The sequence below is a fragment of the Marivirga sp. genome (genome assembly GCF_051117495.1).
Lineage (GTDB): Bacteria > Bacteroidota > Bacteroidia > Cytophagales > Cyclobacteriaceae > Marivirga.
Map to the genome: position 1 here is coordinate 30,416 of NZ_JBNPEF010000025.1, position 21,181 is coordinate 51,596.

Annotated in this window: 17 protein-coding genes and 1 riboswitch; of the genes, 9 read left to right on the forward strand and 8 right to left on the reverse strand. The window is 35.8% G+C overall.

Annotated elements, in window-relative coordinates; all coding sequences use genetic code 11:
- Positions 1–44 precede the first annotated feature (44 nt).
- From ACFE0M_RS13140 to ACFE0M_RS13160, 5 genes are all read right to left on the reverse strand, one after another.
- A complete protein-coding gene (locus ACFE0M_RS13140; protein WP_434546233.1) occupies positions 45–626 on the reverse strand; it encodes a Crp/Fnr family transcriptional regulator in 582 nt (193 codons plus the stop codon).
- A gap of 55 nt (positions 627–681) precedes the next feature.
- Entirely contained in the window at positions 682–1,461 is a 780-nt protein-coding gene (locus tag ACFE0M_RS13145) for a hypothetical protein (RefSeq protein WP_434546234.1), read from the reverse strand.
- Positions 1,462–1,467: 6 nt separating this feature from the next.
- A complete protein-coding gene (locus tag ACFE0M_RS13150) occupies positions 1,468–1,806 on the reverse strand; it encodes a nucleotide pyrophosphohydrolase (RefSeq protein WP_434546235.1) in 339 nt (112 codons plus the stop codon).
- On the reverse strand, positions 1,806–3,443 hold the full coding sequence (locus ACFE0M_RS13155; RefSeq protein WP_434546236.1) for an amidohydrolase: 1,638 nt from the start codon (positions 3,441–3,443) through the stop codon (positions 1,806–1,808). The genes ACFE0M_RS13150 and ACFE0M_RS13155 overlap by 1 nt, the downstream gene beginning before the upstream one ends.
- Before the next feature lie 189 nt (positions 3,444–3,632).
- Complete coding sequence (locus tag ACFE0M_RS13160) at positions 3,633–4,427, reverse strand: AMP nucleosidase (RefSeq protein WP_434546237.1); 795 nt, start codon at positions 4,425–4,427, stop codon at positions 3,633–3,635.
- A 164-nt stretch (positions 4,428–4,591) separates the two neighbouring features.
- Between ACFE0M_RS13160 and ACFE0M_RS13165 the strand changes: the two genes are divergently transcribed.
- The gene (locus ACFE0M_RS13165) at positions 4,592–5,035 is read left to right on the forward strand and encodes a type I restriction enzyme HsdR N-terminal domain-containing protein (protein ID WP_434546238.1); all 444 of its coding nucleotides are present in this window, start codon (positions 4,592–4,594) and stop codon (positions 5,033–5,035) included.
- A 1-nt stretch (position 5,036) separates the two neighbouring features.
- Here the strand turns inward: ACFE0M_RS13165 and ACFE0M_RS13170 are convergent, their stop codons facing one another.
- The gene (locus tag ACFE0M_RS13170) at positions 5,037–5,858 is read right to left on the reverse strand and encodes an aminotransferase class IV (protein ID WP_434546239.1); all 822 of its coding nucleotides are present in this window, start codon (positions 5,856–5,858) and stop codon (positions 5,037–5,039) included.
- Positions 5,859–5,951: 93 nt separating this feature from the next.
- Here ACFE0M_RS13170 and sdaAB point away from each other — a divergent pair, with 93 nt between their 5' ends.
- Genes sdaAB through ACFE0M_RS13185 form a run of 3 tightly spaced genes read left to right on the forward strand, consistent with a single transcriptional unit; the run spans position 5,952 to position 9,411 of the window.
- Positions 5,952–6,629 carry an L-serine ammonia-lyase, iron-sulfur-dependent subunit beta gene (sdaAB, locus tag ACFE0M_RS13175; protein WP_434546240.1) on the forward strand — a complete coding sequence of 226 codons (678 nt, stop codon included), beginning with the start codon at positions 5,952–5,954 and terminating at the stop codon, positions 6,627–6,629.
- Between the two features lie 14 nt (positions 6,630–6,643).
- A complete protein-coding gene (locus tag ACFE0M_RS13180; protein ID WP_434546241.1) occupies positions 6,644–8,074 on the forward strand; it encodes a TolC family protein in 1,431 nt (476 codons plus the stop codon).
- Positions 8,075–8,076: 2 nt separating this feature from the next.
- Positions 8,077–9,411: an efflux RND transporter periplasmic adaptor subunit gene (locus ACFE0M_RS13185; RefSeq protein WP_434546242.1), complete on the forward strand. Its 1,335-nt coding sequence runs from the start codon at positions 8,077–8,079 to the stop codon at positions 9,409–9,411.
- Positions 9,412–9,463: 52 nt separating this feature from the next.
- Here the strand turns inward: ACFE0M_RS13185 and ACFE0M_RS13190 are convergent, their stop codons facing one another.
- The gene (locus tag ACFE0M_RS13190) at positions 9,464–10,633 is read right to left on the reverse strand and encodes a hypothetical protein (protein WP_434546243.1); all 1,170 of its coding nucleotides are present in this window, start codon (positions 10,631–10,633) and stop codon (positions 9,464–9,466) included.
- 180 nt (positions 10,634–10,813) lie between these two features.
- Here ACFE0M_RS13190 and ACFE0M_RS13195 point away from each other — a divergent pair, with 180 nt between their 5' ends.
- From ACFE0M_RS13195 to metF, 4 genes are all read left to right on the forward strand, one after another.
- Entirely contained in the window at positions 10,814–11,413 is a 600-nt protein-coding gene (locus ACFE0M_RS13195; RefSeq protein ID WP_434546244.1) for a SatD family protein, read from the forward strand.
- Positions 11,410–12,126: a DUF3307 domain-containing protein gene (locus ACFE0M_RS13200; RefSeq protein ID WP_434546245.1), complete on the forward strand. Its 717-nt coding sequence runs from the start codon at positions 11,410–11,412 to the stop codon at positions 12,124–12,126. The genes ACFE0M_RS13195 and ACFE0M_RS13200 overlap by 4 nt, the downstream gene beginning before the upstream one ends.
- Before the next feature lie 80 nt (positions 12,127–12,206).
- Positions 12,207–12,331, forward strand: a riboswitch (SAM riboswitch).
- A gap of 49 nt (positions 12,332–12,380) precedes the next feature.
- Positions 12,381–16,049: a methionine synthase gene (gene metH, locus ACFE0M_RS13205; protein ID WP_434546246.1), complete on the forward strand. Its 3,669-nt coding sequence runs from the start codon at positions 12,381–12,383 to the stop codon at positions 16,047–16,049.
- A 72-nt stretch (positions 16,050–16,121) separates the two neighbouring features.
- The gene (gene metF / locus ACFE0M_RS13210; RefSeq protein ID WP_434546247.1) at positions 16,122–17,075 is read left to right on the forward strand and encodes a methylenetetrahydrofolate reductase [NAD(P)H]; all 954 of its coding nucleotides are present in this window, start codon (positions 16,122–16,124) and stop codon (positions 17,073–17,075) included.
- Positions 17,076–17,278: 203 nt separating this feature from the next.
- On the opposite strand, the gene ACFE0M_RS13215 is transcribed toward metF, so the two are convergent.
- Positions 17,279–19,693 (reverse strand): alpha-ketoacid dehydrogenase subunit alpha/beta, encoded by a 2,415-nt coding sequence (locus tag ACFE0M_RS13215; RefSeq protein WP_434546248.1) that lies wholly within the window; start codon positions 19,691–19,693, stop codon positions 17,279–17,281.
- A 329-nt stretch (positions 19,694–20,022) separates the two neighbouring features.
- Here ACFE0M_RS13215 and ald point away from each other — a divergent pair, with 329 nt between their 5' ends.
- Positions 20,023–21,156 carry an alanine dehydrogenase gene (ald, locus tag ACFE0M_RS13220; RefSeq protein ID WP_434546249.1) on the forward strand — a complete coding sequence of 378 codons (1,134 nt, stop codon included), beginning with the start codon at positions 20,023–20,025 and terminating at the stop codon, positions 21,154–21,156.
- Positions 21,157–21,181: the final 25 nt, after the last annotated feature.

Consider the following 21,181-nt stretch of genomic DNA (forward strand, 5'->3'; position numbering starts at 1 on the left):
AGAATTCTAAATAAAACGCCTTTTTCCTAGATAGGTTCAAAATTTTAAGATTGTGCCAATTTTCGTTTGAGTTTGCTGAGAAATTCTGGAGTGATGCCCATATAAGAAGCAATATACTTTTGAGGAACAAGCAACTCCAATCTAGGGTGCAGCTTTACGAATTCTAAATATTTCTCTTCAGCTGAAAAAGATATATTCCTTATAATCCGTTTCTGATGGCTAATTAATGCATTTTGAAAAAGCCTTCTAAAATAACTCTCAAAAGCAGGATGTTTTTTATTAAGGTCTTCAAAATCCTCTTTACTCAATAAATAAACTTCTGAAGGGGCTAAAGCCTTAATAGCGTAATTAGATTGGTGTTGATTGAAGATAGCGTCTAAATCACCAGTCCACCACATTTCCTGACCAAATTGAATAGCATGCACATGCTCATTTTGGTCTTTGAAGTAGGTCATCAAACAACCAGATTGAATTAAAACAAAATGGACATTTTGGTCTCCAGTCCGAATCAAGTGCTCATTTTTTTGAAGTGATTTAAATTCTACTTTTTTAAAGAAATAGTCTAAATCAGCACTCGTTAAATCTGCTTTTTCCTTAAGATCTTCAGCTATTTCTTCTTTTTTCATCTCTAAAATTAATACTCTACCTCACTACTTAAATTTAACTAAAGTTATCATTTAGTTATTCGTCAATTACTTTGAAGTATAATTTTGAATGCTCATTAGTTGTTAAACCAACAAGCAAATCCTTTAACTCTTCAGATTCAGACATTTTTGCCCACATTAATTGGTTTGCCTTATCTATGTAATTATCATATTCGATGCTATTCATTTCTGCTGAAACTTCAGGAATTTTTTGATTAAATGAGGACCAAACTGTTTTCTCAGGATTAGAATATTTCTCTTCAAATACCGCTTGAAAACATAGTGCTTGAAGGGCAACGGACGCATAGCTTTTCGATTCCCCATAAATTTTAGGAAACTTGCTTTTACCAGCACACAGTTTCCAACCAACATTTCCCTCTTCAGTAGCGGTAACAAAAAACAATTTCGAACTCAAGCTTACTAAACTGTCTATATTGATTTGATGCTTGTCTTTGAATTTTTCAGGATAGATAAATAATTGTATTGCTGTGATTATATCGTTATCCTGCTGGGTAAAACTTATAAAATCCTTATGAACTTCTTCAGGACTTTTAGTAGAAAATTTAATAGAATCAGGAATCTTTTCATCTATCAAGTTCCACTGAAGAAACCCCAAAGCAAGTTCATTTTCATGCATAAAATGAAAATATGGGTTTTCTTCTGATAATCCACCATTTAAATCTACTTGCCAAGAATTATTTGTTTTTTGTTCAAGCATATAAACAGACTCTATAAATTTCTTTGTGGGTAATTCTTCTTGATCTGAAGTACATCCAGCAAAACTTACGATAAATAATATTAAAATGTAATTCCTCATGATAGTCTAATTCAATTTCTCATTACCCTTATGCCTATCTTTATCTCGCTTAGTCTTTTTTTCAATATTTTTCTGTAAGGCTTCAGTCAGATTAACTCCTGTTTGATTAGCCAGGCAAATTAATACCCAAAGCACATCAGCCATTTCATCTCCCAAATCTGAATCTTTTTCACTCTCTTTAAAGGATTGTTCACCATATTTTCTGGCCATAATTCGAGCCAACTCCCCAACTTCTTCAGTAAGTATGGTCATATTGGTTAATTCGCTGAAATAACGAACCCCTATGGTCTTAATCCATTCATCTACTTGTTCTTGCGCTTCTGCAATGGTTATGTCTCTATTCATTATTTTAATTCATAAACTTTTTCACCAGCTGAATAGGTTAGAATAACTTTCGTATCTCTCAATTCCTCATATGGGGCTTCCATAATATCTTGGTCTAAGATTACGAAATCAGCCCACTTCCCTTTAGTAATGCTACCCTTTTCTTTTTCTTCAAATTGGCCAAATGCAGCCCAGGATGTCATTCCCCTTAAAGCTTCTTCCCTGATTAAAGAATTTTCTGGCTGAAAGCCACCTTCAGGTAAATTATCATCATCCTGACGGGCAACAGCTGCATGAAATCCATAAATAGGATTTATATCTTCAACTGGAAAATCAGAACCTAATACCAATTTTCCATTTTGCTTTAATAGTTCTTGATAGGCATACGCATTTTTCACTCTCTCCTCTCCCAGTCTTTCATGCGCCCAATCCATATCAGAAGTGGCATGAGTAGGCTGAACAGAAGGCAAGATATTGTAATCCCCGAATTTACTAAAATCATTTTCAGCTAGAACCTGCGCATGCTCTATTCTCCATCTTCTGTCGTTTTTCCCTTTCAGATATTTCGCATAGATATTGGTTATTGCTCTATTGGCAGAATCGCCTATGCAATGCGTATTCATTTGGAAATCCTTTGCAAAAATCACTTTTGCAAGGCTGTCAAAAACTTCAGGCTTACTTCTCAAAAAGCCATAATTATCTTCATCATCAGAATAGGGTGCAATAAGACATGCTCCTCTTGAACCTAGAGCACCATCTCCGTAAATTTTGAAAGATCGCACATTTAGATAGTCTGTTTTGTAATGGCCATTGCTGAAATAGTATTCCATATTTTCAGCAGTTGGATTTATCATGGCATAAATACGCATTTTTAAAAGGCTATCCTTTTGCATTTCATCCAACAAATTAATTTGAGATTTATCCAGTCCTGCTTCTGCCAATGAAGTAATGCCCACGGCAAAGCAATTATCCTGAGCTTGCTGAATCAATTCCAACTTTTGACTCCTATCCATTTCCGGCATTTTATCTGTCAAAAGATTCATGGCATTATCAATCAAAACACCACTAGGCTTACCATTATTTATCAATATTTCCCCTCCAGAAACTTTGGTTCTGGAAGTTACCCCAGCCAAATCCAAACCTTTTTGATTAGTTAAAATGGCATGAGCATCCACTCTTCTTAGCATCACCACCTTATCAGGAAATAAAATATCCAATGTATCTTTAGTAGGGAATTGTTTACCTTCCCAATTATTCTGATCCCATCCTTGACCTAATAGTGCTGGTGCATTTGGATACTTTTTAGCATGCTTTTGCAAGCGCTGGATTAATTCTTCAAATGTTTTTGTCCCTACTAGATTCACATCTCCTAAATCTTTAGCGTAGCGAATAAAATGTGCATGTCCATCGATAAAGCCAGGATAAACAGGAGCCTCCAACAAGTCAATTTCCTTTTCGGCTTGATATTGATTTCGAATATCTTTGGAGCTTCCAATAGCTAAGAATTTTCCATCTTTAATGGCAAAGGCTTCTGCTTTTTCGAATTTATCATTGACTGTATAAATATTTCCATTGAAAAAGATGGCATCTACCTTTTCTCTGCTAGTGCAAGAACATAAAAAGACTACTAATATAAAACTGAGTAAGTATTTGTTCATTTTTATGATTAAGTTTAAAATCCGTTAGCTTATGTGATAAAAATGGTTGGTGAGCCACCAACCATAGGGACGCACTCCCTGATCGGTGGCACACCGACCATTATCTCAAGAGATTCCTGATATTTTATTTCGTTTCACTTCATAAAATCCAGGCATGACATTCTGAAATGAGTTTTAAATAAATAAATATCAATCCTGATCAAACAATGTTTCAGTGAATTTCAAATGTTTTACTGACTCTCCTGAATTTTTTAATTCAATTAATGAATCAATACCAATTTGAAGGTGGTAATTGACATAACTGCCCGTTACTTTTTGATCACTTTGGGCTGTCTTCACTCCTTCAGGTGTCATCGGATTATCAGAAACCAAAAGCAAAGCACCTCTTGGGATACTATTAACAAAGCCTACAGAAAATATAGTAGCCGTTTCCATATCCACAGCCATCGCCCTTATTCTTCTTAAGTAATCTTTAAATTCATCATCATGCTCCCATACTCTTCTGTTAGTGGTAAAAACAGTTCCGGTATAATAATCCATTTCATGTTTTTTAATCATGGATGAAACGGCTCTTTGCAAACGGAAAGACGGTAAGGCTGGTACTTCAGGTGGCATATAATCATTGCTGGTACCTTCTCCTCTAATCCCCGCTAAGGGCAAAATCAAATCACCAATTTTAGATTTCTTTTTAATACCTCCGCATTTCCCTAAAAATAGAACAGCTTTTGGCATGATAGAGGAAAGTAAATCCATAACCGTTGCGGCAACGGAGCTTCCCATTCCAAAATTTATAATGGTAATACCTTCAGCAGTAGCGGTCTGCATTGGTTTATCTCTTCCCTTAATCTCCACATCATACTGTTTAGCAAACATCTCCACATAATTAATGAAATTGGTCAATAAAATATAATCTCCAAATTCATCTAAGCCTGTTCCCGTATAACGAGGCAACCAGTTATCTACTATTTCTTTTTTTGTCTTCATTTATGCTTTGCTTGTTATAAAACCTGTCAAGTTTAAGGTTTTAGAATAATCAGTTTTTCGTTTTATTATACCACTAATTAATGACAAAAAACCTGACAGATTTAGGTGAACTTTATTTTTTGTTTGAAATTAAATTTAAATTGCCACAAAGTTAAGCGAAACCAATGCAAAAATTAAACCTTCCGCCTTATGATGTGAACTTGCGTAAAATGGACGGCAAGATACATATTTTTGACCCCATCAGGAAGAAATATTTGGTTTTAACACCCGAAGAATGGGTACGGCAACACTTTTTGCAATTCTTAATTCATCATAAATCCTATCCAGCAAGCTTGATTAAAATGGAATCGGGTCTGAAATATTATGAGCGAAATAAAAGAACTGATTTGGTGGTTTATAATAGGGCAATGAAGCCTCATTTATTAGTGGAATGTAAGGCTCCTGATGTGAAAATTACAGACAAAACTTTTTCACAAATTGCAAATTACTACAGTAAATTTCAGGCTAAGTACATGATTATCACCAATGGAATGGAGCATTATTGCTTTAGACCTGATGCCAGTAAACTGGTTTTTGAGGAGGAAATCCCTGAATTTTCGGATTTATAATCTACCACCTAAAAATCTCCTCCAACAACTTCAAACCTTCTGTACAATCCCCCATTTTTGTTTTATTGATTTTTTGAATACAATTGACCCCAGCTACATTAATGGTGAAAACGGATAGATCAGAATTTAATTCTTCCGGTTTCCACATCACCTCTTTAATATTTAAATCAAATTTTAAAGCATTTTTAAATAAATACCTTCTACTGACACCATTTACGCATCCTGTATTCAAATTAGGTGTGTAAATCACACGATTTTCATAATCCAAAAAATAAATATTGGAAGAAGATGCTTCTGCAATATATCCGTCTTCATTTGTTAAAATGAGCTCTTCCAACTCACGTTCTTTTTTTTCAATTCCCGCCAATACATAAGGCAAAGCTGATACTGTTTTCAAATGACTATAAGCTGATTTTTGCAAAAATACTGAATGTGCTAAACCTACCTTTTGCAGTTTCTGCAATTCTCTTTTCTCAGTTTTTTGAGCCATCAGAATAAATTCAGCTTCCGATTCTGTAGGAGCGTATAATCCTCCGGTTTTGCGCCAAATGATAAGTTTCATCCTAGCATAATGCCCTATTAAATTATTAGCTTCTAATAAATTTAATTGCATTTCTTCGAACTCAGATTTTGTAAAAGAAATTTCCATTTTCAATCCTTTTACGCCCTCTATTATTCTTTCCCAGTGCTCTTCTTGAAATTTTATTTTATTGCCATCAAAAATAATTGTTTCGAAAATCCCATCTCCATATTGAAACGCACGGTTCGATATATCCAAAGACACTGAATCTGAGGGTGTTAATTTACCATTGTAATTAATCATGCTTATATCGCTTTTAAAACTTCCATAATCCATTCATCAATAATACTTTTGCCGCTGCAATTAATTGTCTAATATTGGGTTTTATTTTAAGAAATGGGAGAAAGAAGCAGTATTTTTGATATGATCGGACCAGTAATGATAGGCCCTTCAAGTTCTCACACTGCAGGAGTTGTTCGTATTGCACGTGCAGCTATTAAAGTTTTGGGAGCGGAACCGGAAGAGGCTATAATCACTTTTTATAATTCATTTGCCAGAACTTATGAAGGCCATGGCAGTGATAAAGCCATTATAGGTGGACTGCTAAATTTAATGACAGATGATGTTAGAATCAAACAATCATTTGAATTGGCAAAAGAGGCAGGATTAAAATATACATTTAAATCTATTGGAAGTGCAGGAACTTATCATCCCAATACGATTAAAGTGAACCTAGCGAATGGCGATAACAAGGTGGAGGTTATTGGAGAAAGTTTAGGGGGAGGTGTCATCAACATTTCCAAAGTAAATGGATTTACTGCCAATATTTCTGCTGCCTTGCATACGCTTATCATTACTGCTGACGACAGAGAGGGAAGTATTGCCTTTATCACGAGTATCATTACTCATGACAAGGTCAATATTGCTACCATGAGTGTATCCAGAAAAGGCAAAAAAGATATTGCTTGTTTGGCTATAGAAATGGATAGTGGACTGAAACCCATTACCTTAGAATATTTGAAAAATTTGGATTGGGTAAAAAACGTGATCTATATACCCGATATTGACATGTAAACTATTAACTAATTATGCTTAGAATTTATTTATCAATTTTTTTCTTGTTTGTTGTACTTAGCGCCAACGCACAAGATAAATGGTCTTTACAAAAATGTATTGACTATGCTTTAGAAAATAACCTGCAAGTAAAACAATCAGGATTAGATGTTGAAAATGCAGAAATCAATCTGTTTGGCTCTAAAATGAGCAATTTGCCCAATATGAATGGGAGTTTGGGGGTAAACACCTCTACAGGTCGTTCGATTGATCCTTTTACCAACACTATTATTGACAGAGGAATTAATTCTCAAAATGCTGGTCTAAATGCGAGCCTTCCATTATTTGATGGGTTTCAAAGGTATAATAGTATAAAAAGGGATCAATATGGACAAATGGCCGCTCAACAGGATTTAGCCAATGTTCAGAATAATGTGACATTGGATGTAGTGACATTTTACACCAATATTCTATTCAATAAAGAATTGCTTGAAACTGCTCAGTTAAGGTTGCAAACCACAGAAAGTCAAGAAAATCGAGTAGAAAAACAAGTGGAAATTGGTGCATTAGCACAGGCAGACCTATTGCAAATCAGACAACAAAAAGCTAATGATGAATTAGAAGTCGTGCGTGCTGAAAATAATTTAAACATTTCTTATCTTCAATTAAAGCAAGCCTTACAGATTCCTGCAGAACAACCATTTGATATTGAAATCCCAGATTTACCGGAACCTAATGAAGGTGAATTAATGGAAACATCCACAAATGTTTATCAATATGCCTTGCAAAATCAACCGGTGATAAAAGCGGCTAAGTACAGAAAAGAAAGCGCTGTTAGAGGAATAGGCGTTGCCAGAAGTGGATATTATCCTTCTTTAAGTCTAAATGCTGGAATATCCACGAATTATTCTGATGCGGCACCCGAACAATTCCCGGTTTTAGGTTCTGAAAACGTTACCATTACCAGACCTGTTGGGGTCGTTCAAAATACTGGTGAAGTCGTAGTAACACAACAGGAAGTTCCATCAGAATTTACTGAAAACACGTATTGGAATCAATTGGACTTTAACCAAAGAAGATTTTTAGGATTAAGTTTGAACATTCCTATCTTTAATAAATTTCAGGTTAAAAATAGTGTAGAACAAGCCATTATCAATCAGAAAAGAAGCGAATATCAATTAACAGCTGCTAAGAACCAATTGCAACAAACCATAGAGCAGGCTTATTTAGATGTAAAAGCAGCCGCAAAATCCTATGAAGCTTTAAAAAATAGTTTTGAAGCTTCGGAACTAACTTTTAAAAATGCAGAACAACGATTGGAGCTTGGTGCAACAGATGCGGTTGAATTCACACAAATAAAAAATGACTTCGAAAGAGTAAAATCCGATCTCATTCGAGCAAAATACGATTATATATTTAAACTTAAAGTACTGGACTTTTATCAAGGGAAACCTTTAAACTTTTAACCATGGCTAAGAAAAAATCAAATAAAAAAACATTATATATCCTAATTGGGATTGTCGTTATCTTAATAGTAGCGGCCATTATAGGAAAAAAATCTGGGGTAATCGGACAACCTCCTTCTACAACGGTGGAAGTTGATGAAGTACAAAAAAGAACCATTATTGAAAAAGTAAATGCTAGTGGAACGGTTCAACCTGTAGTAGAAGTAAAACTTAGCCCGGATGTGGCAGGAGAAATTACTGAATTGGCAGTTGAGGAAGGAGATCCAGTAAAGAAAGACGATTTATTGGTAAAAATCAGACCGGATAATTTTCAGAGTGCTTTAGAAAGAGCTCAAGCAAATTTAAACCAGCAAAAAGCAGCCTTAGCTCAAGCCGAGGCTGCTTTAGAGAGAGCTAAAGCACAATTGACGCAAACAAAACAAATCTTTGAGCGTCAGAAAAAACTTTATGAAGAAAAGGTGATTTCCACGGCAGATTATGAATCTGCTCTTGCGAATTACCAAGTCTCCCAAAATGATAAATTAGCAGCAGAAAAAAGCGTATTAGCTGCCAGATACACTGTGAAAAGTAGTCAGGCAACCGTTGATGAAGCTAGTGAAAACTTAAGACGAACTACCATTTACTCTCCGGTGGATGGTACTGTTTCAAAATTGAGTGTTGAGTTAGGGGAACGTGTGGTTGGAACCCAGCAAATGGCAGGAACAGAGATGATGCGTATTGCCAATTTGAATAATATGGAAGTTCGGGTAGATGTGAATGAAAATGACATCATCAGAATCAATATTGGTGATACAGCTAACATAGAAGTAGATTCTTATACTTATATGGAAAAAGAATTCAAAGGGGTCGTAACTGCCATAGCGAATACGGCAAATGAAAAAGCTTCACAAGATGCGGTTACCGAGTTTGAAGTAAAAGTAAAAATCTTGAATTCTTCTTATGAGGATTTAATCACTGAAGAAGGAGATTCTCCATTTAGGCCAGGCATGACAGCCAGTGTGGAAATCATGACCGAGACCAAAAAGGATATTTTAACTGTTCCGCTTTCTTCCGTTACTTTAAGAACTCCGGAAAATAAGAACGATTCAGCTGCTAAAGAGGTAGATATAAGAACTCCTAAAAAAGAGAAAGAAGTAGTTTTTGTAGTACTGGATGATAATACAGTAAAAATGACGGAAGTAAAAACCGGCATCAGCGATTTTGAATTCATTCAAATAGATGGTTTAGAACCTGGACAGAAAGTGGTAAAAGGACCATTCTTAGCTATTTCGAAAACATTAAAAGATGGAGATTTAATTGAAGTAAAGAATAAAGAGAAAGCCAAGAAAGACGAATAACCGAATTCAAAATTAAAGATATGAAAATGGCAGTTTAATCGACTGCCATTTTTTATTGTATCCCCAACACAATACCCGGAAAGAAATTACCCATGGTCAATAAGGATGGTTCTTGAGTTTCTACTGTAGCTAATTTGTAATTTATAGCGACTCCTATTTCTAAGTCTCTTAACTTAGTAAGTTCAAAGCCATAGATTAATTCTGACCTTAGTATTTTTGGTCCCTTTAAGAATTTCATTTCTTTTGCTTTTTGCTGCCATACAACAGCACTTATAGAAACAAATTTTGTTTTTTCCGGATTACTCCATTCCTTTTCTAATCCATAGGACATTCCCCAAACTGGCAATCCATTGATAGAGAAATTATAACCAAATTGCAGCATATTGCTAAAAAAACGACTTCCTGTGGCTATGGAGACATTAGATAAAAACAAATCTGTTGACCTGAAACTTAGGCGACCTTCACTTGCATCAATATTCAACAGGCCTAAAGGCACTCCGTTATTTTTTCGGCTTATGTTAATCAAACCGATCTGATTACCATTATTTACTTTGCTAAAATTGATTAAACCAATCTGCCAAGTATCGCTTAAAAGACTACTAAACTCATGACCAAAACCTGCAGTGCGTGCATAATTGAACAATCCTAATTGCAAGCCATTGGTCTGCCCATCTGAATAATTAAATAAAGGAGAAATCTGAAAACCTACCATCCCGATTTTAGATGTATTAATTAATCCTGCTATTTGAGCTCCTTCTAAATATCTTGATTTGTTGGTAAGAAAACCTAACTGAAAACCCGTAAAACCTGATTCTGCTGTATTAAACGTTGAAATTTGAGCTCCTGTCCCATCCCCAAATGTTTTATTGGCGATTGTGGCAAATTGAAAGCCCTTAAATGTACTCTCTAATTTCTCCTTCGGGTTAAGCTTATTATTAACTCCTGAAATATTGGCAAAACCAGCGAACTGAATACCCTGAAACTTATCATAATTATAATTGGAAATAAGTCCTAATTCAATACCGCTTACACTTCCTGTAACTCCCGATGTTAGATTTAGTGACAGTTTATAATGATTAGATATCTCATTTACTGTATGATTACTAAAACCAGGGAATGCAGATATATGAACTTTAGATTGTCTGGAATAGGATTGGGGGAAAAGTTTTATAGGTATTGCTATAAATAACAGAAGATAAATAATTCTGATAAAATTTTTCAAAGTAATTAGGCTTGATAGTCAAATTAAATAACGCTATTATGTTATAATATTTCAAAAATAGCACTATAATTTAAAAAAAATTATTTACATAAACATCAATATTAATTATTATCGATAAATACATCAATATTTTTATTTATTGATGATAATAACGATATTTATACTAGTTAAAGCATTCTAATGATAGCAGTCATAACAGGAGACATTATTAATTCCACTGAAAAAGCATCTGTAAATTGGTTAAAAGAACTGAAATCAGTTTTAAGTCAATATGGAAATAGTCCAGAAAAATGGGAAATCTATAGGGGAGACAGCTTTCAGTTGAAACTCCCCCTTGAAAAAGCAATTATAGCCGCCTTCCATATCAAAGCCACCATTAAACAAATTAAAAACAAGGATGTCAGAATGGGGATTGGAGTCGGAAAGGAAGATAATATATCTGAAAAAATATCAGAATCAAATGGTGCTGCCTATCGAAATTCTGGCTTATGCTTTGAGTCGCTAAAGAAAAGTAATATCGCAATTAAATCAAATGATGCTAACTGGGATGAGCCTTTAAATATAATGCTTGAATTAGTACTTTTAATTGCAGACAAATGGACTAAAAGCCAGGCTGAACTTATAAAAACAAGCATCGAAAACCCTGATAAAAATCAAAACCAACTTGCCAAACTATTAGAAAAAACTCAAAGCACCATAAGTATTTCTCTGGACAGAAGTGGATACGATGGCCTGCAAAGAGTACTTGAGTATTATAAGAAGCAAACCCAACTACTATGATTACATTTCTCCTCAAAACCTTAATTGCTCATGTATTAGGTGATTTTGTATTTCAATCCGACCAATGGATCAAAGATAAACAACTAAATAAAGCGAAATCAAAATTCCTTTATTTCCATATTGCCATTCATTGTATTATATTATTGCTTTTATTTAAATTCAATATTGAATTTTGGTTAGCCTTTATTGTAATTCCTATGAGTCATTATGTAATTGACCTCATTAAAATCCATCTTGAAGAAAGAATCAATTCTCGATATCTATTTAGCTTGGATCAACTAGCCCATTTATCAGTCATGCTAGCTATGAGCTGGCATTATTATCCCCAAGAATTAGTTTTCAATTTTCATCTTTCCGATTCTATTTATTTTCTGGCGTTATGTATTCTAATACTTACTTATGGAGTAGCCGTATTGATAAAAGTAATCATGTCGAAATGGGATTTACCGGAAGATTCAGATAAAGATTCATTATCAAAAGCAGGGAAATACATTGGCATTTTAGAAAGGCTTTTTGTTTTTTCTTTTGTTGTAATGCAAGAATGGCAAGCCATAGGATTTTTAATCGCTGCCAAATCCGTATTTCGATTTGGTGATTTGTCACGCGCAAAAGACCGAAAACTCACTGAATACATTCTAATTGGAACATTACTTAGCTTTGGTTTTGCTATTCTGATTGGATTCCTGTATGAAATCATGGTTAAAGAAATTTAAACCCTCCTCAAATAATCCATTCAAAAATAAAATTTTGAACTTTCACTTTACCATTTAAGTTTTTATGCTTTACTTTGGAATACTTATCCAGAAAGACTGAGGGATTGGGCCCTTTGAAGTCTTAGCAACCCTTCCAATGCATTAGCAAAAGGAAACGGTGCTAACTCCCATCTTGACCAAATCATAGGTCAGGAAAAGATAAGAAACAGCCTTTCTCACGGCCCTTTCTGGATGCAAATAATTAAATATTCAGAATGAGTCGATTTTCAAAAGATATTTTAAAGGAAAGAATTTTAGTGTTGGATGGTGCAATGGGCACTATGATTCAAAACTATAAACTCACGGAAGCCGATTACCGTGGAGAACGTTTTGCTGATTACGCTTCAGATTTAAAAGGTAATAATGATTTACTTTCTTTAACCCAACCTAAAATCATTAAAGATATTCACAGAGCGTATCTTAATGCCGGAGCAGATATCATTGAAACTAATACGTTTAGTGGAACTACTATTGCCATGGCCGATTACCAAATGGAAGATTTGGTATGGGAACTCAATGAGCAATCTGCAAGATTAGCTAAAGAAGTTACGGAAGAGTTTACAGATAGGCCAAGATTTGTAGCGGGTTCTATTGGCCCCACCAACAGAACAGCCTCTTTATCGCCAGATGTAAACAGACCTGGGTATAGAGCCACCTCATTTGATGAACTGAAAATAGCTTATAAAGAACAAGCTGAGGCCTTGGCTGCTGGTGGAGTAGATATATTTCTGGTAGAGACTGTTTTTGACACTCTCAATTGCAAAGCCGCTTTAATGGCCATTCAGGAATTGAAAGATGAGAAAGGTATTGATATTCCGGTTATGGTTTCCGGAACTATAACCGATGCCAGTGGTAGAACGCTTTCTGGGCAAACAGTAGAAGCCTTTTGGAATAGTATTCGTCATTTTCCTCTGCTAAGCGTAGGCTTCAATTGTGCGCTGGGTGCCGACCAATTAAAAGTCTATTTGCAACAATTGGCCAGAATTGCGGATGTAGCCATTTCCTGCCATCCTAATGCTGGTCTGCCCAATGAATTTGGTGAGTATGATGAAACACCTGGTCAAATGAGCGGGATTATCAAAAGTTATTTTGATGAAGGATTGGTCAATATTATTGGCGGATGTTGTGGTACTCAACCCGAACATATAAAAGCCATAGCTGACTACGCAAAAAATTCGAAGCCACATAAAATTTCCGGTCAGAAAAAATTAATGCGATTAAGTGGACTGGAGCCTTTATCCATCACTCCTGAACTGAATTTTGTTAATATTGGTGAAAGAACCAATGTTTCGGGTTCTAAAAAATTTGCCAGACTTATCCGTGATGAGAAATTTGAAGAGGCTGTTGACATTGCCGTTGACCAAGTAGAAGGTGGGGCTCAAATTATCGACATCAATATGGATGATGGTATGTTGGATGCGGTCAATGTACTTCCAAATTTCGTCAATCTTATTGCTTCTGAACCAGATATAGCACGGCTTCCTTTTATGATTGATTCATCCAAATGGGAAGTGATTGAGGCAGGCCTAAAATGCTTACAAGGTAAAGGAATTGTTAACTCCATCAGTCTTAAAGAAGGAGAAGAAGATTTTATTGCCAAAGCCAAAAAAATCAAAAGTTATGGATCGGCTGTAGTGGTAATGGCTTTTGATGAAGTAGGTCAAGCGGATACATTTGAAAGAAAAATCGAAGTTTGTAAGCGTTGCTATGATTTACTAGTCAATGAGGCAGAATTCCCCCCTGAAGACATCATCTTTGACCCCAACATCCTTACTATTGGAACAGGAATGGAGGAGCATGATAATTATGCAGTGGATTTTATCAATGCGGTTAAATGGATAAAAGAAAATTTACCACATGCCAAAACTAGTGGTGGAGTCAGTAATATCTCTTTTTCATTTAGAGGAAATAATGTGGTAAGAGAAGCCATGCATTCGGCTTTTCTATATCACGCTATCAAGGCCGGCTTGGACATGGGGATAGTCAATCCGGGAATGTTGGAGGTTTATGATGAAATCGATAAAGAATTACTGGATTATGTAGAGGATTTATTGTTCAACCGCAGATCAGATGCAACCGAGCGATTAATGGCCTATGCTGAAAATTTAAAGCCGGGGGAGAAAGCTGAAAAAGCAGCCCAAGAATGGAGAAGTTTAGAGGTTAATAAAAGATTAGAACATTCCTTAGTGAAAGGAATCACAGAATTTATTGATTCAGACACTGAAGAGGCTAGACAAAAAGCAGCAAAACCTTTAGATGTTATTGAAGGTCCATTGATGGACGGAATGAATGTGGTGGGTGATTTATTTGGTGCTGGTAAAATGTTTTTACCTCAAGTGGTCAAAAGTGCTAGGGTAATGAAAAAGGCGGTGGCTTACCTTTTACCCTATATAGAAGCAGAAAAGAAAGCAAACCCATCGGGAGAGCAGAAGGCCGGAAAAGGCAAAATTCTAATGGCCACCGTAAAAGGCGATGTACATGATATAGGTAAGAATATAGTAGGTGTAGTTTTGGCTTGCAATAATTATGAGATTATTGATTTGGGGGTGATGGTGCCTTTAAATAAAATATTGGAAGAAGCCGAAAAGCACCAAGTTGACATCATAGGATTGAGCGGATTGATTACACCTTCATTAGATGAAATGATTTACGTGGTGGAGGAAATGGAAAAAAGAGGCTTAAAAACTCCGGTTATGATTGGGGGAGCTACTACTTCTCGTATTCATACTGCCGTGAAAATTAAACCGAATTATAATGGGCCAGTAATTCACGTAAATGATGCTTCTAGATCTGTGACAGTCGCGGGTAAGCTTTTAGGGAAAGATAAAGAAGAATTTTATAAAGAAATAGAAAAGGAATATGCTGAAGCAAAAGCCGGCCATGGCAAAAGAGGTGAAGCCAAGAATTATGTAAGCATAGATGAAGCACGTTCCAATAAATATCAAGTTGATTGGGACAGTTATCAACCGCATGCTCCTAAAAAAATTGGTTCACAGGTATTAAAGGATTATGACCTTAAGGAAATAGCGGAATATATCGACTGGACTCCTTTTTTCCAGACTTGGGAAATGAAAGGGCGTTATCCGAAAATATTAGATGATCCTGAAAAAGGTGTTGAGGCTAGAAAACTCTTTGCTGATGGGCAGCAGATGTTGAAGGAAATCATTGATAATAAATTACTGTCTGCAAATGCTATTTTTGGGCTATACCCTGCGCATACTAAAAATCATGATAGCATAGAAGTTTTTGCGGATGCCAATAAAACGCAAAAGCTAACTGAATTCCATACGCTCCGACAGCAAAATAAAAAGGGTGAGAAAAATCTTAATTATGCTTTTTCTGATTTCTTAGCTCCCTCTGAAGCTAACTATACCGATTACATGGGCTGTTTTGCCGTGACTACAGGAATTGGACTGGATAAAATAACAGCAAAATATGAAGCTGAACATGATGATTATAATAGCATTATGGCAAAAGCATTGGCAGATAGATTAGCCGAAGCCTTTGCTGAGCTCTTGCACAAAAAGGTAAGAACTGAATACTGGGGCTATGCTAAAGATGAGGCATTAGATAACGAAAGCTTGATAAAAGAACAATATAAAGGAATCAGACCGGCTCCAGGCTATCCTGGTTGCCCTGACCATACCGAAAAGATCACTTTATTTGATTTATTGGATGTAGAAAAGAAAACAGGCATCATGCTTACCGAAAACCTAGCCATGTTGCCAACCGCTTCAGTTAGCGGATTCTATTTTGGTCATCCTGAAAGTCGCTACTTTGGTCTTGGAAAAATCGGAAAAGATCAAGTAAAGGACATAGCCAAACGAAAAAACCAGACATTTGAAGAAATAGAAAGATGGTTGCGACCAAATCTAAACTTCTAACAGAATATAGATCCTAGAACCTAGACAATAGACATGTCTTGATTCTAGGTTCTTGAATCTAAAATCTAACTTATGAAAGTAACAGAACATATAAATAACGCAAAAAATACCGTATTCTCTTTTGAGATTTTACCTCCTTTGAAAGGACAGAATATTAAGGCTTTATTTGAAAATATTGAACCACTGATGGAATTTAAGCCTCCTTTTATTGATGTAACTTACCATAGGGAGGAATATGTATATCGGGATAAAGGTAACGGCTTATTAGAAAAGCGAACCACCCGTAAAAGACCAGGAACGGTCGGAATCTGTGCTGCCATTAAAAACCGATTCGATATCGACACAGTGCCCCATATCATCTGTGGTGGCTTTAGCAAAGAAGAAACAGAAAATGCATTAATAGATTTAGATTTCTTGGGTATAGATTCAGTTTTGGTTTTGCGAGGAGATCCTATAAAATCAGAAAATAAATTTGTTCCCGATCCCAATGGACATGCTTATGCTATTGAACTCATGGAGCAAGTAGTAGATATGAATAACGGTCGATACATTGACGAAGAATTGCAATCAGCTACTCCTACAGATTTCTGCATAGGTGTTGCCGGCTATCCGGAAAAGCATTTCGAAGCGCCCAGTATGAAATCTGATTTAAAGATTTTAAAACAAAAAGTAGAAAGAGGAGCGGAATATGTGGTGACTCAGATGTTTTTCGATAATCAAAAATACTTTGAATTTGTAAATTTATGTCGAGCAGAGGGGATAAATGTCCCCATCATCCCTGGCTTGAAACCTATTACATCACTTAAGCAAATGTCTGCATTACCGAGAACGTTTTATTTGGATTTGCCAGATGATTTGGTAGATGAGTTGGAAAAGTGTAAAGATAATGCCGCTGCAAAGGAAGTGGGAATTGAATGGTGCATTCAACAATCAAAAGAATTGATTGAATTTGGAGCACCTTGTTTACATTATTATTCAATGGGTAAATCTGACCCTATTTATAGAATTGCTGAAGGGATTTTTTAAAAAATCAACTTTTCCAAAGTTTAGAACTTTGGAAATGTTAATTAAAGTGACAAAAATTAATACTACTTCGCCAAGCTTGCATTAGAAATGAAACCTGTCAGGTTTGTAATTGAAAATTAAAGATGAAAACACGATCATTTTACTACTTTAATTTAGATAAACCTGACAGGTTTTGATAAAGGCACAAATATGAAAAAGAAGGATTAATACAAAGCAGGAAACTGCTCTGGATCAAACTCATGCATCATGGCATAAACTCTTTCAAAAACATCCTCTATTTGTGGTTTACTGAAATAATCTCCATCTGAAGCATATGCTGGTCTGTGCTCATTTGAAGAAATCGTAATAGGTTGCGCATCTAAGTATTTATAAGCTTTCTGCTCTTCCAATACTTTCTGCATCATAAAACCAGTAGCTCCACCCGGAACATCCTCATCAGCAAAGACCACTCTATTGGTCTTCTTAACCGATTCCACAATGCTGTGATTAATATCAAATGGCAATAAAGTCTGTACATCTATTACCTCACAAGAAATTCCCTGATCTGCCAATTGATTGGCTGCATCCATTACCACTCTACACATTGATCCATAAGTCACTATGGTTACATCACTTCCTTCTCTAATCACTTCTGGCTGACCTAAAGGAACTGTAAATTCCCCAACATTTTCTGGTAAGGATTCTTTTAGCCTATAGCCATTTAAGCATTCTATAATTAATGCAGTATCATCGGATTGCAACATTGTATTGTAAAATCCAGCTGCCTGAGTCATATTTCTTGGAACTAATACATAAATCCCGCGGATTGCATTTAAAATCATACCCATTGGCGAGCCTGAATGCCAAACGCCTTCTAATCTGTGTCCTCTGGTTCGGATAATTAATGGTGCTTTCTGACCGCCTTTAGTTCTGTATTGAAGACTAGCCAAATCATCAGACATAATCTGAATGGCATATAATAAATAATCCAAATATTGAATTTCAGCAATCGGTCTTAAACCTCTTAAAGCTGTTCCAATTCCTTGCCCTAAGATGGTACATTCGCGAATACCAGTATCCATCACTCGCAAATCACCATACTTTTCCTGTAAACCAGCAAAAGCTTGGTTAACATCTCCAATTTTTCCAACATCCTCTCCAAAAGCAAAAACCCTTTGGTCACGAGCTAAAGCTGCATCAAAGCAAGCCTGCAATACTTCTCTACCATCTACTTTTTTAGGATCATTAGAATACTCAGCATTTACAACTTCAACTTTTAAAGCAGATTCATCCGATTCACTATATAAATGAGAGCTGTAACGATCATGTCCTTCTTCATTTACCGCTTTCAACCAATTAATTAGCTTTTGCTTTGCTTCTCCTTCGTGTTTGATAACCAATCGCAATGCTTTTTTTACAGCCTTTATATTATCCAATCTTAATGGATTCATGGCTGCTTTTAGTTCTGAAGCTAATTCAGAAATCTCATTTTGACCCGTTTCTTCAGCTAAATTATTTAATAAGCCTAAAGCTTCTTTCTGCTGATCTTTAATTTCACCAATAAATGCTTTCCATGCGGCATCTTTAGCCTCTTTAGCTGTTTTCTTTGCTTCCTCTTCAATTTTATCCAACTCATCTGCCGAAGCCAGTTTATTATCTAGGATATATTTTCTGAATTGATTTAAACAATCATATTCTGCCTCCCATTCCAGTCTTTCTTTTGACTTATAACGCTCATGAGAACCCGAAGTAGAATGCCCCTGAGGTTGTGTCATTTCCAATACATGAACCATTGACGGAACATGTTCTTCACGAGAAATTTTAGCTGCTTTTTGATAAGTATCTATCAATGCTTCATAATCCCAACCTCTGACAGTCAAGATTTCATAACCATTTTTATCTTTTGATCTTTGAAAACCAGCTAAGGCCTCAGAAATACTACCTTTTGTAGTATGAAATTCTTGAGGGACACTTATTCCATAATGATCATCCCAAATGGAAATCAACATTGGGATTTGGAGTACCCCAGCTGCATTTATAGATTCATAAAACATTCCTTCCGAAGTAGAAGCATTACCTATGGTTCCGAAAGCCACTTCATTTCCATTAATGGAGTATTGTTCAAATTCTTTTTTATTTAATTCTTTATTTTCCCTGAATAACTTCGAAGCAAAAGCCAAACCCACCAATCTTGGCATTTGTGCAGCAGTAGGCGAAACATCAGAAGAGCTGTTTTTACTTTCCGTTAACTTCGTATATTTCCCAGCTTCATCCAACATTCTGGTAGCAAAGTGACCGTTCATTAGTCTTCCTGCCGAAGCAGGATCGGCATTTACGTCTGTATGGGCATAAAGCTGCGCAAAATATTCCTGTATGCTCAATTCACCAATAGCAAACATGAAAGTTTGATCTCGATAGTAACCAGAACGGAAATCTCCATTCTGAAAGGATTTAGCCATTGCCAATTGAGCCAATTCTTTACCATCTCCAAAGATGCCAAATTTGGCCTTGCCCATAAAAACCTCTTTTCTTCCCATCAAACTGGCATGCCTACTCTCCCATCCTAAACGGAAATCGTTTAGAACTTCTTTCTTAGAAATACTCAATTTATTCTTTTTATTGCTTTTGGTGGTTGTCATCAGCTTTGTGTTTTTATCAAATTTAAAGACTTACTTTTTAAGTAAGCTCAACAAAAATAACCAAAATGATGAGGCTTTCAAATCCTAATTTGACAGTTGAGCCTAACAACTGTTTGGAAAGCATAAGTCAGTTTATATTTTCGGCTTTTTTCATTCTGTCAAAATAATATTCCACCAAACATTAACCAACTATATGTATTCAAAATAAAATATTAATTTGATTTAAAAAATATTCAATATACCACCTTAAAAAACCGTGAGCAAATACAGGAAATTCTTTTGTTTGCTTTATATTTGCCCCCATTAGGAAACATTAAAATTATTTTGTTATGATCATTGGGGTACCAAAAGAAATCAAAAACAATGAAAACCGTGTCGCCTTGACACCGGCCGGTACACAGGAGTTGGTCAAAAGAGGCCACCAAGTATTTGTACAGGCTACTGCCGGAGAAGGTAGTGGTTTTTTGGATGCAGATTATGTAGAATCAGGTGCTCAAATTTTACCTGACATTCAAAGCACTTATGCGAAAGCTGAGATGATTATGAAGGTAAAAGAGCCTATTGAAGAAGAATATGAATTGATTAAAGAAGATCAGTTGGTGTTTACTTATTTCCATTTTGCGGCTTACGAAGATTTAACCAAAGCAATGATCAAAAATAAGTCGATTTGTTTGGCTTATGAAACAGTAGAGAAACCAGATAGAAGCTTACCGCTTTTGGTACCTATGTCGGAAGTAGCCGGAAGAATGTCTATTCAAGAAGGCGCAAAATACTTAGAGAAACCATTAAAAGGTAGAGGGATCCTATTAGGCGGTGTACCTGGTGTTCGTCCAGCTAAAGTTATGATTATGGGTGGTGGCGTTGTAGGAACAAATGCTGCTAAAATGGCTGCCGGTATGGGCGCTGATGTTACTATCATGGATGTAAGCCTACAGCGTTTACGATATTTGGATGATGTGATGCCTGCTAACGTAAACACTTTTATGTCAAACGAATATAACATTCGTGAGATGTTGCATAGAGTTGATTTAATTATTGGAGCAGTTTTAATCCCAGGTGGAAAAGCACCACACTTAATCACTCGTGATATGTTGAAAGAAATGAGACCAGGAACTGTTCTTGTTGACGTTGCCGTTGATCAAGGTGGATGTATTGAAACATGTAAACCGACCACTCACCAAGATCCTACTTATATCATTGATGATGTAGTGCACTATTGTGTGGCCAATATGCCGGGAGCTGTACCTTACACTTCTACTTTGGCTTTAACCAATGCTACACTTCCTTATGCAATTCAACTTGCTGATAAAGGATGGGTAAAAGCTTGCCAAGAAAATAGGGAATTGGCTTTAGGATTAAATGTAATAAAAGGTGATGTGGTTTATGATGCTGTTGCAGAAGCTTATGACTTAGAACATGTTCCATTTGAGAAGTATTTGGGAGATGTTTGGGGAAAGCTATAATTCCATAAAAACATCCCAAAAAATA